The sequence below is a fragment of the Rhizobium sp. BK112 genome (assembly GCF_014193215.1).
In the GTDB taxonomy this organism is placed as follows: Bacteria; Pseudomonadota; Alphaproteobacteria; order Rhizobiales; family Rhizobiaceae; genus Rhizobium; species Rhizobium anhuiense.
Genome location: NZ_JACHYZ010000001.1, coordinates 280,368 through 293,853 on the forward strand (window position 1 = coordinate 280,368; position 13,486 = coordinate 293,853).

Here is a 13,486-nt window from a genome sequence, read left to right on the forward strand (position 1 = left end):
AGTGTGAACGGCTTTCGGCATCGTGCGCTAACTATTTAATTTAGAACAGGATTCAGATTTTAGGCCGAACCGGCCTGATCTAGTCCAGACCCGTCAGCGCGGCGATCATTTCTCCTTTGGTGCCGGGGGGACGATCGGCTTTGCCGGGGCTGCAGCCGGTGTTGCCGGCTTTACCGGGGCTGCGGCAGGTATTGCCGGTCTTGCCGGTTTTGCGCCATCGAGATTTCCAAGGAGGGACGAGATGGCGTCGTCGCCCTCGAAGCCGGCCTCCTTCAACAATTTGTCGAGGATCGGTTTGTTGGCCTGATAGGAGAGGAGCTGGCCTGCCAGTCCTTCGCCGAGGCCGATGCCGGTTCCTCCGGTCGCGCCGTTTCCGCGGCCGAGCATGCCGCCGGTATCGAAGATCCTGATATCGGAGATCTTCTCGATCGGCTTGACCGCCTCGGCGAGTGCTTCGGGAATGATGCGGATACGCTCGCGGGTGATCTCGAACTCGATGATGGCAGCGCTCAACTTGTTGCGGGCGTCGTTAAGCAATGCCTCGCTCTCGGCAGCGGCCTTGCCGGTTTCGAGAATACCCTTGGCCTTGATGATGGCCGCATCCGCTTCGGCGGTCGCAAGCGTCTTGATGGCCTCGGCCTGGTCGCTTGCCGCCTGTTTTTCGGCCTCGGCGCCGACGGTGACGGCGGTTGCTTCCGTCTCGGCCTTCTTGCGCGCGTCGATGACGGCGATCTGCCTTTCGCGTTCGGCGATCTCGATCGCCTTGGCGGTGCCGACCTTTTCCTCCGCCGCTATCGCCAGCGCGCGGGCCGCTTCCGCAGCTGCCTTCGCTTCGGATTCTTCGCGGCTCTTGTTGGCAACGGCGATGGCGCTCTCCTGCGCCACGATCTGCAGATCACGCTTGGCTTCGGTGTCGCGCTGCTGGACGGCGCGGGCGGAATCGATGTTGGCGCTTTCGCGGGCCTGCTTGGCGGATGCCTCGCGTTCAGCGATCGCCTGTTCGGAGGCGATGCGGGCTTCCTCTTCGGCGCGTTTGGCGGCCTGTTCCTGCTGCGCGGTTTCGGCGCGTGTCGCCGCGGATTTGTTGGCGATGTCGCGTTCCTGGCTGAGCTCGGCTTCCCGCTTCGTCCGCTCGATGGTCAGCGATTGCTGGCGGGCCTCGAGATCCTTCTGGGCGATGGCGACTTCGGTATCGCGAACGATCTCGTTTCGCTCCTTCTTGCGTCCCTCGGTGATGCGGGTCAATGCGGCGAGACCTTGCGCATCGAAGAAGTTGTTGGCGTTGAAATGCTTGATATCGGTCTGGTCGAGGCGGGTCAGCGACACGGATTCGAGCTCGAGGCCGTTCGACTGGAGATCGGCGCCGACGGCTTCCTGCACGGCCTTGACGAAATCCATGCGCTGTTCCTGCAGCGCGTCGAGGTTCATCGTCGCGGCCACCGAGCGAAGGCCGTCGACGAATTTCGCTTCGATCAGGATGCGAAGCGCCTCGGCATCATTGGTCCGGTTGCCGAGCGTCTGGGCGGCAAGCGCAATCGAGGAGGCATCGGGTTTTACGCGCACATAGAACTCGGCGCCGATATCGACGCGCATGCGGTCCTTGGTGATCAGCGCATCACCTTCACCGCGGCGAACTTCGAGCCGCAGCGTCTTCAAATTGACCCTGGCGATCGAGTGGAAGATCGGCAGGACGACCGAACCGCCGTCGAGCACGACCTTCTGGCCACCGAGGCCGGTGCGCACATAGGCCTCATCGCGGCTGGAGCGTGTGTAAAGAGAGGCGAGGACAAAACCGATGCCGAAGATCAGAACAATCCCAATGCCGGCTGGTAGAATAACGTCGTATATCATTGCTGGTCCCTCAAAGATTGATTGTCCGCATCGGTCGGGTCGGCCAGTGCGGGAATGGCGATATATACATCTGCCGTGCGGTCGACGAGGAGAACCTCGGTGCCGACCTTCAGAGGCTCCTGATCTCTGGCGGCCTTGGCTCTCAGCACGTGCCAGTTTCCATGCTGGTCCTTGACGCGGACGCGTCCTGGCAGCCCCTGATCGAGCGGGCCGAGCGATACTTCGGCCGTCCGGCCGATGAGCGCGTCGAGATCGACGGCATAGGTCTCGTCATGCGGCACGAGCCGCGCCACGGTCCTGCTCGACGCCCTGACCATGGGGATGGCAACCAAGATGGCGGGAAGAGCGGCGACGGTGGCGGGAAGCGGTGCCCAGAAAGCATTGGCGACGGCCTGTATGGCAAAGCCCGTCATGGCGAAGAAGCCGAGCGCCAGCATGATGAGGATGAGCAGGGGAACACCGCCGAGATTGAGCCAGGACAGGTAGCCCGCAAACCCGTCATGGCCATGGAAATCCGGTTTTCCTAGAAATTCCATGATCGAAAAACCCATGACGGTCGCGAGCATCTCGATCGCGGTCAGGCCGGCGAGGACCGCGGCGGCGATGGCGAAGGGGGCACATTCGGGGGCGAAGAGAAGTGCCATCGCCGTTACCGGTTATCCGCCTTGAAGCGTGCGAGGCGCGCTTCGATCGCCTGTTCGCGGTGCAAGCGGTCGAGTTCGTCCAGCTCCGAACTATGGGCGTGCTCGCCTGATGGAACACCGGTCAGCCGCGACACCGCCGCCGCAGCCCGGGCAGCATCGGCGCCCGGCGCGGGCCGGCTGTGACCTGCTGCGGCGTCTTCGGGATGCCTGGCGATGCTGCGCTTGAAATCGGCAAGGCGGGCGTCCGCCTCGCGGCGCGTGGCGAGCACGGCCTGAAGGGCTTTCTGGCCCTCGTCCAGCTGCTCCCTGGCATCGGCCAACGCCTTGTCGAGCGCCGCGATCTGGGATTCGAGATCGATCTGCCGGGCGACGCCGGCCTTTGCCAGATCATCGCGCCCGGAAGAGACGGCGAGGCGGATCTTCTGGTCGAGCGCGTTCATGTCTCCGACGATCTCGTCCTTGCGGCTCTGGATGCGATATTCCTCGGCACGCGCCTTGCCGAGATCGGTGCGGGCCTCATCCGCTGCCGCATCGATCTCGCGGATCGCCTGTTCGATGACGGCGATCTTGTTGACGCCTTCCGCCTTGTCGACCGCCGCATTCGCGATGCCCGCGATCAGGCGGCCCATGCGGGAAAGAATGCCTTCATTCGTCATGTTTTCCTCCATCCGAGCGGAATTCGGCGTGACGCCGATGTGAATCTCGTAACGATCCTGGCCGGCCACAAGATAGGCCGGAAAAATACTCTCCCATCCCCTGGAATAGCCCGCGACATCAAAGGGTACGGCAACGCGCCCGTGCACTGTGGCGATCGTTAGATCCGCGGGGCCTTTGATGGCGAAAAGCTTGTCGTCGAGCGGCAGAAGCGGGGGATCGGCACTCGCGCCGCGATTGGCGGCGAAATCGCGAAGACCGAGTGTCACCAGCCGCGCCGGCAGCCCCGTCTGCTCGCGGACGGTTTCATAGGCAAGTTCATGCAGGAGGACGAGATTGGCGCCCGCCCTGTCGTCGATGCGTTCGTTCAGGATGTCGATCATCCTGCGATAGGCGGCAAGAGTATCGTCCAGCGCCTGCCGGGCCTGTTCATCAGGCGCCAGCGTGTAGCGCAGCAGCGATAGGTGCGGTGTCTTGCCTGTGTTCGCCATAGGATAAAACATAAAGCACCGCTTTGGTGCTTTCAAGGGGTTGTGCTAAAAATACAACCTAAGCTTAACATGGCGTTAGAAGGAGAGGCAGCGTCCTATCGGGCGGCGGTATGCGCCTCGCGAATACCGGCGCTGATACGGTTGATGATGGTCCATATGAGAAGGAGAGCCACCACCGCCCAGAGCCACGAAGTCCATGCTGCAAACGTACCGCCAACCGCGACAAAGATGCCGAGCGCGCCGAAAAGCACCGCGCGGTCGCTCTTGCCCAGCGGCCCGTCGTAACGCCGGCTTGCCCCGACCGTTTGACCCAGAACGCCGGCAAATTCCGTCAGCGCCGAGAGGAATATGACTGATAACGCCGGCACCAAGCCGTTCGGATCGATGAGCGCAAACGGCAAATACAGGGCGACATCCGACACGACATCACCGATCTCGTTCAGATAGGCGCCTAAAATGCTCTTCTGCCCATGTTCGCGCGCGAGCATGCCGTCGATGGCGTTGAGGCCCATGCGCAGGAGAAACCATACCGGCACCAGCAGGAACCAGTGCGGAAGCGGGGCGACGCTCAGAAAAAGGCCCAATGCAACCGAGACGGCGGCGGCAACTGAAGTCACCTGATTGGCGGTGACGCCTCGCGCCGCGAGGGAGCGCACCAGAGGGCGAAGAATATTCTGAAATCGGGACTTCAATTGATAAACAGACATGCTACCTCATTGGAATTTCGTGGCATTTGAACAGTCTATCCCGGCTCGGGCAGTGCAGATCGTCGCAGCTGTGAGGAAGGCCGCACTTCATATCGGTTCATGCAAAGGACTTACATTTGCAACTAGACTTTTGCAATGAAAGCAAATCACTGTGCTCGCCAATGGATGCAACCTATCCACCCATCAGAATTGGAGAAGAGCGTGCTGCAAACTGCCGATAGTGGGCAACCGTCCTCGACGGCCAGACCAATGCATGAATCAGAATTCGCATCGCATGATGGCACTCGGCTGTTTTATCGGGCGTGGCCTTCGACGAGCGCTGCACCGAAGGGCGTGATCATTCTTCTCCATCGCGGCCACGAGCATAGTGGCCGCGTCGCTCATCTCGCCACCGAACTCGGTCTCGATGATTTTTCCTTCTACGCCTGGGACGCACGCGGCCATGGGCGTTCACCGGGAGAGCGCGGCTATTCTCCATCCTTTGCTGCCTCGGCGCATGATCTCGATTGCTTCGTCCGCCATGTCAGCGAGACAAGCGGTACTTCAGTCGAAGACATCGCCGTCATTGCGCAGAGTGTCGGCGCGGTCCTCGCCAGCACCTGGGTGCACGACTATGCGCCGCCGATCCGTGCGCTCGTGCTTGCCTCGCCGGCCTTCAGCGTCAAGCTCTACGTGCCTTTTGCCAAAGAAGGCATCGCGTTCTGGGAAAAGCTCAAAGGTACATTCTTCGTCAATTCCTATGTCAAGGCGAGGTTCCTGACGCATGATCCCGAGCGCATCGCCTCCTACGAAACCGACCCATTGATATCTAGGCCGATTGCCTCCAACATCCTGGTGCAGCTCTATGAGGCGGCAGCCCGCGTCGTCGGCGACGCCCGCGCCATCACCGTCCCGACCCAACTGCTGATCTCCGGCAGCGACTGGGTGGTGCGACAGGCGCCGCAGCACCGGTTTTACGAAAACCTCGGCAGCCGGATCAAGGAACGGCATGTGCTTGCCGGCTTCTACCATGATACGCTTGGCGAAAAGGACCGCGCGATTGCGCTCGCCGAGGTCCGCCGTTTTATAGATGCGCGTTTTGCCGAGCCCCGGGCACCTGCCGACCTTCGCAACGCCCATATCCAGGGCTATACAAAGGACGAGGCCGACCGGCTTGCGAGCCCGCTGGACGCGACATCCCCACGTGGCATCTACTGGGCGCTCAGCCGCCTCAACATCAAGATCGGCGCCTTGGTGTCCGAGGGCATCAAGACCGGGGTCAAGACCGGCTTTGATTCCGGCTCGACGCTCGACTACGTCTACGAGAACAAGCCGCGCGGGCTCGGTCCCGGCGGGCGTTTGATCGACAAGGTGTTCCTCGAGGCGATCGGCTGGCGCGGTATCAGGCAGCGAAAGCTGCACTTGCAGGAGCTGATCGACCGCGCGCTGCAGCGCCTGAAAGCAGCCGGCCGCAGCACCCATATGCTCGACATAGCGGCCGGGCACGGCCGTTATGTGCTTGATGCGATCGAGGCGGCTGCCGTGCGTCCCGACAGTGCGCGGCTGCAGGACTATTCCCCCATTAACGTCGATGCCGGCCGCAACAGCATTGCCGCACGTGGACTGGGCGATTTCGTCAACTTCCGCCAGCAGGATGCCTTTGATGGCGAGGGGCTGGCAGCAACCACGCCGGCTCCGGATCTCGCGATCGTCTCCGGCCTTTACGAGCTGTTTTCCGACAATGCGATGATCGCCGCTTCCCTCAACGGGATCGCCCGCGCGATGCGGCCCGGTGGTCTGCTAGTCTACACCAACCAGCCATGGCATCCACAATTGGAGATGATTGCCCGCGCCCTGACCTCCCACCGCGGCGGCGAGGCGTGGGTGATGCGGCGGCGGACGCAAGAGGAAATGGACCAACTGGTCGCCGCAGCCGGTTTCCGCAAGATCGAACAGCGCATCGACCAGTGGGGCATTTTCACTGTCTCGTTGGCCGAGCGAGTTTGAGGGCAAAGCGTGGAGAAGGCACGTTCACCTTTTTCCCGGGCAGCACCGGTCCAGAAGCGGGCGGCGCTCTGGCTCGCCTTCCTGGGACCGTTCTTCTATCTGAGCTATGGCGGCGCCAATTGGCTGGCGTCGCAGCGCGCTCATGTGCCGAACGTCGCCTTCGCATGGGAAAGCGCCATTCCGTTCCTCGGATGGACGATCATTCCCTATTGGTCGATCAATCTGTTCTATGCACTCTGCCTGTTCATCAACACGACGCCGCGCGGTGTGGATATGCTGGCGAGGCGTTATCTAACGATCCAGATAATAGCCGTCGCCTGCTTTGTCGCGTTTCCGCTTGAAGCGACCTTCGTGCGGCCGGCAACGAGCGGCCTGCCCGGTTTCATGTTCGCCGTGCTCGGCGGCTTCGATAAGCCGTTCAACCAGGCGCCGTCGCTGCATATCGCGCTCCTGGTTGTGATCTGGGACCATCTGCGCGGCCGGCTGCCGCGCAAGGCACGGCTTCTGTGGCACTTCTGGTGCCTCCTGATCGGTGCCTCCGTGCTGACCACGTGGCAGCATCACGTCATCGACATACCGACCGGCATGCTGCTCGGCCTGTTTGCCGCCTGGCTTTTTCCGCGCGATGCCGGTTCGCCTCTCGCGAATTTTGCGATGAGCGGCGATCCGAAGTCGCGTCGCCTCGGCATCTATTATCTATGCGGCGCCATCGCATTTCTCGGCCTTGCAACGCTCTGCACACCTCTATCGGCCGCGGCCCTGCTGTTGCTCTGGCCGGCTGTTGCGCTGGCGATCGTCTCGCTCGGATATCTCGGCGCCGGCCCGCAGATATTCCAGAAACGCGTCGATGGCCGGGCCACCCTTGCCAGCCGCTGGCTGCTGGCACCCTACCGGCTCGGCGCTCACATCAATATTTGGCTCTGGACCCGGGGAATGCCGGCGTCGGTGGCGATCGCCGACGGCGTCCATCTCGGTCGTTTTCCGCGTCGCTACGAGGCCGACCGTTTTGCCACGGTGATCGACATTACCGGCGAACTTCAGCGCCCCGGCGCGACACGCGCGCGCTGGTGCAGCTTTCCCACCCTTGATCTTACCGCCCTCGACAAGATCCAGACGCTCGCCGCGGCGAACCTCGTCGAGGCTGCGCGCGAGCAGGGACCGGTTCTCGTCTGCTGTGCGCTAGGTTTCCAGCGGAGCGCTTGCGTCATCGTGCGTTGGCTGCTCATCAGCCGACGTTGCGAAGATCCGGCCGAAGCAGTGCGGCTGATCGAACGGGCGGGGCGGCGTGTTCATCTGCCCGCGGAAAGTATCCATGCCGTGACGGAGGGCGTGCAATGACGCAGTGGAATAGCACGGCCTCGGCGGCGGCGCGAAATCTCGGCCGTAATTCGATCTTCTGCGGGCTGACGGCACTGTTGCCACTGATTGTCGGCCCGATCACTGCCGAATATCGAGGCTTCGTTCCACAGTTCGGCTGGCTCTTGATGCTGGTTTTCTGCGTGATTGTTCTTGCGCTGGCGATCCATCTTCTCTTCGATGCGCTGTTGTTTCGCCTCGCGGCGAGCCACGAGACCGAGACGGCCGGTCTTGCTGCCGTCGACGACCTGTTGTCCCGCATGCGGCTTCGCAAGCCTGACGGGACACCGTCTGGGCTCGAGAGGCGGATTGCCGGATCGCGTCGCATCGTCTGGCGGCAGCGTTTTGCGCTCGCCATCTGTCTCGTGATTTTCGCGATCCTGGTGCTCGATGCGACCGATGGGCAGCCGCTCTGCTGAATATGACGGCAGGCGATTGATGCAAGCGCTCCGGCACGTGTCCGGCAGGTCTTGCACGCGCCAATCGCGACGGCGATTCCGGGATCCGTGACCCTTCTAGAGCAATTCCAGGAAAAGTGCGAAGCGGTATTCCGTCCGGAATTGCGTCAAAACAAGAGCTTAGAGCGGTTTTGCGTTTCCATGAAAAGTTGAACCGCTCTCAGCTGGCTTCTCCAGCAGCTTCACTGCCGTCCGTCGATGATCGACGAATTCACGTCGTTGATGTCGCGCTTGCCGCAGAGCGCCATGGTGATGTCCATCTCCTTGCGGATGATGCCGAGCGCCAGCGCCACGCCTTCCTTGCCCATGGCGCCGAGGCCGTAGAGGAAGGGGCGGCCGATATAGGTGCCTTTGGCGCCGAGCGCCACGGCCTTCAGCACGTCCTGGCCAGAGCGGATGCCGCCGTCGAGATGGACCTCGATACGGTCGCCGACGGCGTCGACGATCTTCGGCAGCATGCTGATCGAGGAGGAGGCGCCGTCTAGCTGCCGACCGCCATGATTGGAGACGACGATCGCATCGGCACCGGTATCGGCGGCTGCCTTCGCATCCTCCGGATCGAGTATGCCCTTGATGATCAGCGGTCCGCCCCATTGTTCCTTGATCCAGGCGACATCCGCCCAAGACAGCCGCGGATCGAACTGTTCGGCCGTCCAGGAGGAGAGGGACGAGAGGTCGGAAACATTCTTCGCATGGCCGACGATATTGCCGAAGGTGCGGCGCTTGGTCTGCAGCATCTCAAGGCACCAGAAGGGCCGGGTCGCCATCTGCCAGATATGCTTCGGCGTGAATTTCGGCGGCGCCGACAGGCCGTTGCGCAGATCCTTGTGGCGCTGGCCAAGGATCTGCAGATCGGCCGTCAGCACCAGCGCCGAGCATTTGGCCGCCTTGGCGCGGTTGATGAGGTTGAGGACGAAATCCTTGTCCCTCATCACGTAGAGCTGGAACCAGAAGGGGCGGGTCGTCACCGAAGCGACATCCTCGATCGAGCAGATGCTCATCGTCGAGAGCGTGAAGGGAACACCGAATTCTTCGGCGGCGCGCGCCGCCAGCATCTCGCCGTCGGCATGCTGCATGCCGGTCAGGCCCGTCGGCGCCAGAGCCACCGGCATCGACACTTTCTGGCCAACCATCGTCGTTGCCAGCGTGCGGTCGGTCATGTCGACCATCACCCGCTGACGCAGCTTGATCTGACTGAAATCGCTCTCATTCGCCGCGTAGGTCGATTCCGTCCAGGCGCCCGAATCCGCATAGTCGAAGAACATCTTCGGCACGCGGCGCTGTGCGAGTTTTTTCAGGTCGGCGATGGTGAGCGGGGTGGCCATGAATTGAACCTTCACATCTGAATGCGGCCATCGGCCATAACATGAATTTGGCGGCAGTGTTATGGGAAATTGGCCGTGTGAGGCAGCTTTTCACGGACCGATTTCGAGAGCAACGGCGCGCGTTATCGAAGTCCCGCCTTCAGCGCCACACCTGCAACATAGGTCTCGGCAATCGCCCGGTCGTCGCCCATCGTCTGCAGCAGGAATAGCTCCTCGGGCAGCGTCTTCACCACCTCCATCTTCAGCGCCATGGCCGGTGTCGCCGTCGCATCGAGCACGACGAGATCGGCTTCGGTGCCAGGTTCCATGGTGCCGATTCGGTCTGTCAGCGACAGCGCTTCGGCATTGCCGCGCGTCATCAGGTAATAGCTTTCCAGCGGGTTCAGCCGTTCGCCAAGCAACTGCTGGATCTTATAGGCCTCGTCCATCGTCCTGAGCATCGAATAGCTGGAGCCGCCGCCGATATCGGTGGCGACGCCGATACGGACCGGCTTTTGGCGCCGCGCCAGCGCCTTCAGCGGAAACAGGCCCGAGCCGAGGAAGAGGTTCGAGGTCGGGCAGTGGACGGCGACGGCGCCCGCCTCGCTCATGGCATCGGCCTCGCGCTCGGACAGGTGGATGGCATGGCCAAAGAGGCTTTTCGCCCCGAGCAGGCCGTAGCGGGCGTAGATGTCGGTATAATCGAGCGCCTCGGGATAAAGCTCGCAGGTGAATTTGATCTCGTCGTGGTTTTCCGAAAGATGCGTCTGGATGTGCAGGTCGGGAAATTCACGGGCCAGGGCCGATGTCGCTTCCATCTGCGCCGGTGTCGAGGTGATGGCGAAGCGCGGGGTAATGGCGACGTGATTGCGGCCCTTGCCGTGCCAGTCCGATATCACCTGGCGGGTTTCGTCATAGCCCATTTCGGGGGTGTCGAGCAGGCCCTGCGGGGCATTGCGGTCCATCATCACCTTGCCGCCGACCATGCGCATGTTGCGCTTCATCGCCTCGGCGAAGAAGGCGTCGGCCGAGGTCTTGTGCACGGAGCAATAGGCAACCGCCGTCGTCGTGCCGTGGCGGATCAGCTCGTCGTAGAAATGCGTGGCGATCCTTTCAGCATGCCTGCTTTCGACGAAGCGGCATTCCTCGGGAAAAGTATAGGTGTTCAGCCATTCGAGCAGGTTGGCGGCATAGGAGGCGATCACCTGCATCTGCGGAAAATGCAGGTGCATGTCGATGAAGCCGGGCATGATCAGATGCGGGCGGTGGTCGATCTCGGCCACATCAGCGGCTGCCTTTGCCTTGACATCGGCATAGGGGCCGATTGCCGAGATCAGCCCGTCCGTAATCAGCAGGCCGCCATCTTCCTCATAGAGATAGCTTTGGCTGTCGGTCAGGCTCAGCGGCGCGCGATGGAAGGACAGCAGGCGGCCGCGCAGGAGTGTCGTCGTCATTGTTTCTTGCCTTCGACTGCGTTTTCGAACCAGGCGACGAGCAGCTTGCGCTCGTCCGGCGTGATGTCGGTGATGTTGCCGGGCGGCATGGCATGGCTGCGGCCGGCCTGTATATAGATTTCACGGGCATGGGCGGCGATTTCGGCGTCGTTTTCAAGGATTACGCCCTTTGGCGGTCGCACGATGCCCTCATAAACCGGCTCGGCGGCATGGCACATGGAACAGCGCGTCGACACCAGTTGCTTGACGGCGGGAAAATGCGGGTCGCCGGCGAATTGCTGGAAGGCGGGCGCGACTGCTGCCGCATCCGTTTCGCCGGTCAGCAGCTTCGGCGCGGTCGAAAGCCACATGATCAGGATGAAGAGGATGACGGTGACGATCCAGGTCCAGGTCGGCCGGCCTTTCCTGGCATGCGTGGTATTGAACCAGTGGCGGATGGTGACGCCCATCAGGAAGACCAGGGCGGCGATCACCCAGTTGAACTGCGTGCCGAAGGCCAGCGGATAGTGGTTCGACAGCATGAAGAAGATGACGGGCAGCGTCAGGTAGTTGTTGTGCAGCGAGCGCTGCTTGGCGACCTGCCCGTATTTGGGGTCGGGCGTGCGCCCGGCGATGAGATCGGCGACGACGATCTTCTGGTTCGGGATGATGATCATGAAGACGTTGGCCGACATGATCGTCGCGGTGAAGGCGCCGAGATGCAGGAAGGCGGCGCGGCCGGTGAAAAGCTGTGTATAGCCCCAGGCCATGAAGACGAGCACGATATAGAGCACCGCCATCAAACCCCAGGTGTGCCGCCCAAGCGGGGATTTGCAAAGCACATCGTAGACGACCCAGCCGAGCGCCAGCGACGCCAGCGAGATCAGGATCGCGACGGGCGCACTGATATCGAGCACATGCCGGTCGATCAGGAAGAGATCGGCGCCGCCGTAATAGACGATGCACAGCATCAGGAAGCCGGAAAGCCAGGTGAAATAGCTCTCATATTTGAACCAGGTCAGATGCTCGGGCATCTGAGCGGGCGCCACCAGATATTTCTGGATATGGTAGAAGCCGCCGCCATGGACCTGCCACTCCTCGCCATAAGCGCCGGGCGGCAGATGCGGGCGTTTCACCAGTCCGAGATCGAGCGCGATGAAATAAAAGGACGATCCGATCCAGGCGATCGCGGTGATGACATGAAACCAGCGCGCCGCGAAGGCGAACCATTCCCATGCTATGGCATATTCATACATCGAGTTCCCCTATCTTCCTCCGACTCGTGACATTGCGGAAATTTTGGCGGGGAGGGAAGAGGAGATTGAAGGACTGCACACGCGCGACGACCCGGCGCGCCAAAGGAGCAAGGGAATGATCACCGCCCTCTACAGCGATCAGCTCATCGCCGAAAACGCGCCGATGGACCGCAGGATTGCAGCACTCGTCCGCGCTCGCGGAAACCGCATCGGCTATATCGCGTCGGGTCCAGACCCGGAGCGCGCGTTTTTTGATGAGAAACGGCAATATTACGCCAAGTATGGGCTTTCGCTTGATCTCTTTGTCGATCTCGATGCGCTCTCCGGCGATGAGGAGATCAGCCGGCTGTTCTCCTGTGACGCCATTCATCTTTCCGGCGGCCACACCGGCGATTTTCTGAGAAGGCTGCGCCAAAGCGGCATGCTGGACAAGTTGCGCGCATGGGCACTGAATGACGGAATTCTTATCGGAACTAGCGCCGGGGCGATTTTGATGACGCCGACAATCGCTGTCGACGCCCTCTTTTCTGGCGGTTCGCCCAATACGGTGCGGGATGGCGCGGCTCTCAATATGCTGCCCTTCGAATTCTTCCCGCATCTCGATGATGATCCCGGCTATTTCTCCGCGCTGCTGCGCTATAGTGAGACGACGGCGACCCCCATTCTTGCGTGCCGGGATGGTGAAGGAGTCATCATCAGCAATGGGCTCGTCGAGATCTTCGGCGCTCCGCTGATGATTTTCGACGGTTATGCCGAAGCCGCCGATCACGGTCGTATCGCCGATCTGCTGTCGCGTGCCTAAAAGCTGCCGAGAAGACTGTGCATTATCCCTGACTTATACTGCGCCTGCTAAAATAGCAGACCTTGAACTACGACGACTCGATTACAATTATTTTTGCAGGCCGCCGGAATAAAATAAGAACCGTTGGATCATCGGCGGCGCATTCATCGACGGAGAAGATGCCCATGCGCAGCATTCTGACGTGTGTGATGATTGCGTATGCGTCGTTGGCGACGGCCCACGACGCACCTTCGGGGTGGAGTTATGACCCCTATTGTTGCAACGGCGACAGTCATAATGGCGATTGCCAGATGATCCCTTCGAAAAGCGTGGCGGTGACGCCGGGCGGATATCGTGTGACGTTGATGCCTGGCGACCACCGGTTGGTCACGCATGCTCATGTCTTCCTGCTGCCGATGACGAAGGCGATGCAATCCGGCGATAACGACTATCATCTCTGTCTGTTCCCGAACGAGGATACGCCGCGCTGTTTTTATGCGCCGGAAATGGGATATTGAAGGCGGACCACAGCACCGGACCCGGCTCGCGAACCGGGTCCGGCATG

General features: G+C 61.5%; 12 protein-coding genes. 5 read left to right on the forward strand and 7 right to left on the reverse strand.

Translation table 11 applies throughout. The features are described from left to right. Nucleotides 1-105 precede the first annotated feature (105 nt). The 4 genes from FHT75_RS01300 to FHT75_RS01315 form a co-directional block, all read right to left on the reverse strand. Nucleotides 106-1,851, reverse strand: a complete 1,746-nt coding sequence (locus FHT75_RS01300) for a flotillin family protein (protein WP_063474477.1) — start codon at nucleotides 1,849-1,851, stop codon at nucleotides 106-108. Next, the gene (locus FHT75_RS01305; RefSeq protein ID WP_063474478.1) at nucleotides 1,848-2,495 is read right to left on the reverse strand and encodes an OB-fold-containig protein; all 648 of its coding nucleotides are present in this window, start codon (nucleotides 2,493-2,495) and stop codon (nucleotides 1,848-1,850) included. The genes FHT75_RS01300 and FHT75_RS01305 overlap by 4 nt, the downstream gene beginning before the upstream one ends. A gap of 5 nt (nucleotides 2,496-2,500) precedes the next feature. Continuing rightward, complete coding sequence (locus tag FHT75_RS01310) at nucleotides 2,501-3,640, reverse strand: PspA/IM30 family protein (protein ID WP_373289053.1); 1,140 nt, start codon at nucleotides 3,638-3,640, stop codon at nucleotides 2,501-2,503. A gap of 95 nt (nucleotides 3,641-3,735) precedes the next feature. Beyond that, nucleotides 3,736-4,347 carry a CDP-alcohol phosphatidyltransferase family protein gene (locus tag FHT75_RS01315; RefSeq protein WP_063474479.1) on the reverse strand — a complete coding sequence of 204 codons (612 nt, stop codon included), beginning with the start codon at nucleotides 4,345-4,347 and terminating at the stop codon, nucleotides 3,736-3,738. 201 nt (nucleotides 4,348-4,548) lie between these two features. Here FHT75_RS01315 and FHT75_RS01320 point away from each other — a divergent pair, with 201 nt between their 5' ends. The 3 genes from FHT75_RS01320 to FHT75_RS01330 are packed head-to-tail and all read left to right on the forward strand — an operon-like array spanning nucleotide 4,549 to nucleotide 8,108. After that, entirely contained in the window at nucleotides 4,549-6,333 is a 1,785-nt protein-coding gene (locus FHT75_RS01320; RefSeq protein WP_063474480.1) for a bifunctional alpha/beta hydrolase/class I SAM-dependent methyltransferase, read from the forward strand. 9 nt (nucleotides 6,334-6,342) lie between these two features. Continuing rightward, on the forward strand, nucleotides 6,343-7,671 hold the full coding sequence (locus tag FHT75_RS01325) for a phosphatase PAP2/dual specificity phosphatase family protein (RefSeq protein ID WP_063474481.1): 1,329 nt from the start codon (nucleotides 6,343-6,345) through the stop codon (nucleotides 7,669-7,671). After that, nucleotides 7,668-8,108 (forward strand): hypothetical protein, encoded by a 441-nt coding sequence (locus FHT75_RS01330; RefSeq protein ID WP_063474482.1) that lies wholly within the window; start codon nucleotides 7,668-7,670, stop codon nucleotides 8,106-8,108. Before FHT75_RS01325 ends, FHT75_RS01330 begins: the two co-directional genes overlap by 4 nt. Nucleotides 8,109-8,329: 221 nt before the next feature. Here the strand turns inward: FHT75_RS01330 and FHT75_RS01335 are convergent, their stop codons facing one another. The 3 genes from FHT75_RS01335 to puuD form a co-directional block, all read right to left on the reverse strand. Next, nucleotides 8,330-9,472: an alpha-hydroxy acid oxidase gene (locus FHT75_RS01335; protein WP_063474483.1), complete on the reverse strand. Its 1,143-nt coding sequence runs from the start codon at nucleotides 9,470-9,472 to the stop codon at nucleotides 8,330-8,332. Nucleotides 9,473-9,594: 122 nt separating this feature from the next. Next, nucleotides 9,595-10,905 carry a guanine deaminase gene (guaD, locus tag FHT75_RS01340; RefSeq protein WP_063474484.1) on the reverse strand — a complete coding sequence of 437 codons (1,311 nt, stop codon included), beginning with the start codon at nucleotides 10,903-10,905 and terminating at the stop codon, nucleotides 9,595-9,597. Continuing rightward, nucleotides 10,902-12,140 (reverse strand): urate hydroxylase PuuD, encoded by a 1,239-nt coding sequence (puuD, locus tag FHT75_RS01345; RefSeq protein WP_063474485.1) that lies wholly within the window; start codon nucleotides 12,138-12,140, stop codon nucleotides 10,902-10,904. The genes guaD and puuD overlap by 4 nt, the downstream gene beginning before the upstream one ends. 115 nt (nucleotides 12,141-12,255) lie before the next feature. On the opposite strand from puuD, the gene FHT75_RS01350 reads away from it, so the two are divergent. After that, a complete protein-coding gene (locus tag FHT75_RS01350) occupies nucleotides 12,256-12,942 on the forward strand; it encodes a Type 1 glutamine amidotransferase-like domain-containing protein (protein ID WP_063474486.1) in 687 nt (228 codons plus the stop codon). A 164-nt stretch (nucleotides 12,943-13,106) separates the two neighbouring features. Beyond that, nucleotides 13,107-13,439, forward strand: a complete 333-nt coding sequence (locus FHT75_RS01355; RefSeq protein ID WP_018243137.1) for a hypothetical protein — start codon at nucleotides 13,107-13,109, stop codon at nucleotides 13,437-13,439. Nucleotides 13,440-13,486 lie beyond the last annotated feature (47 nt).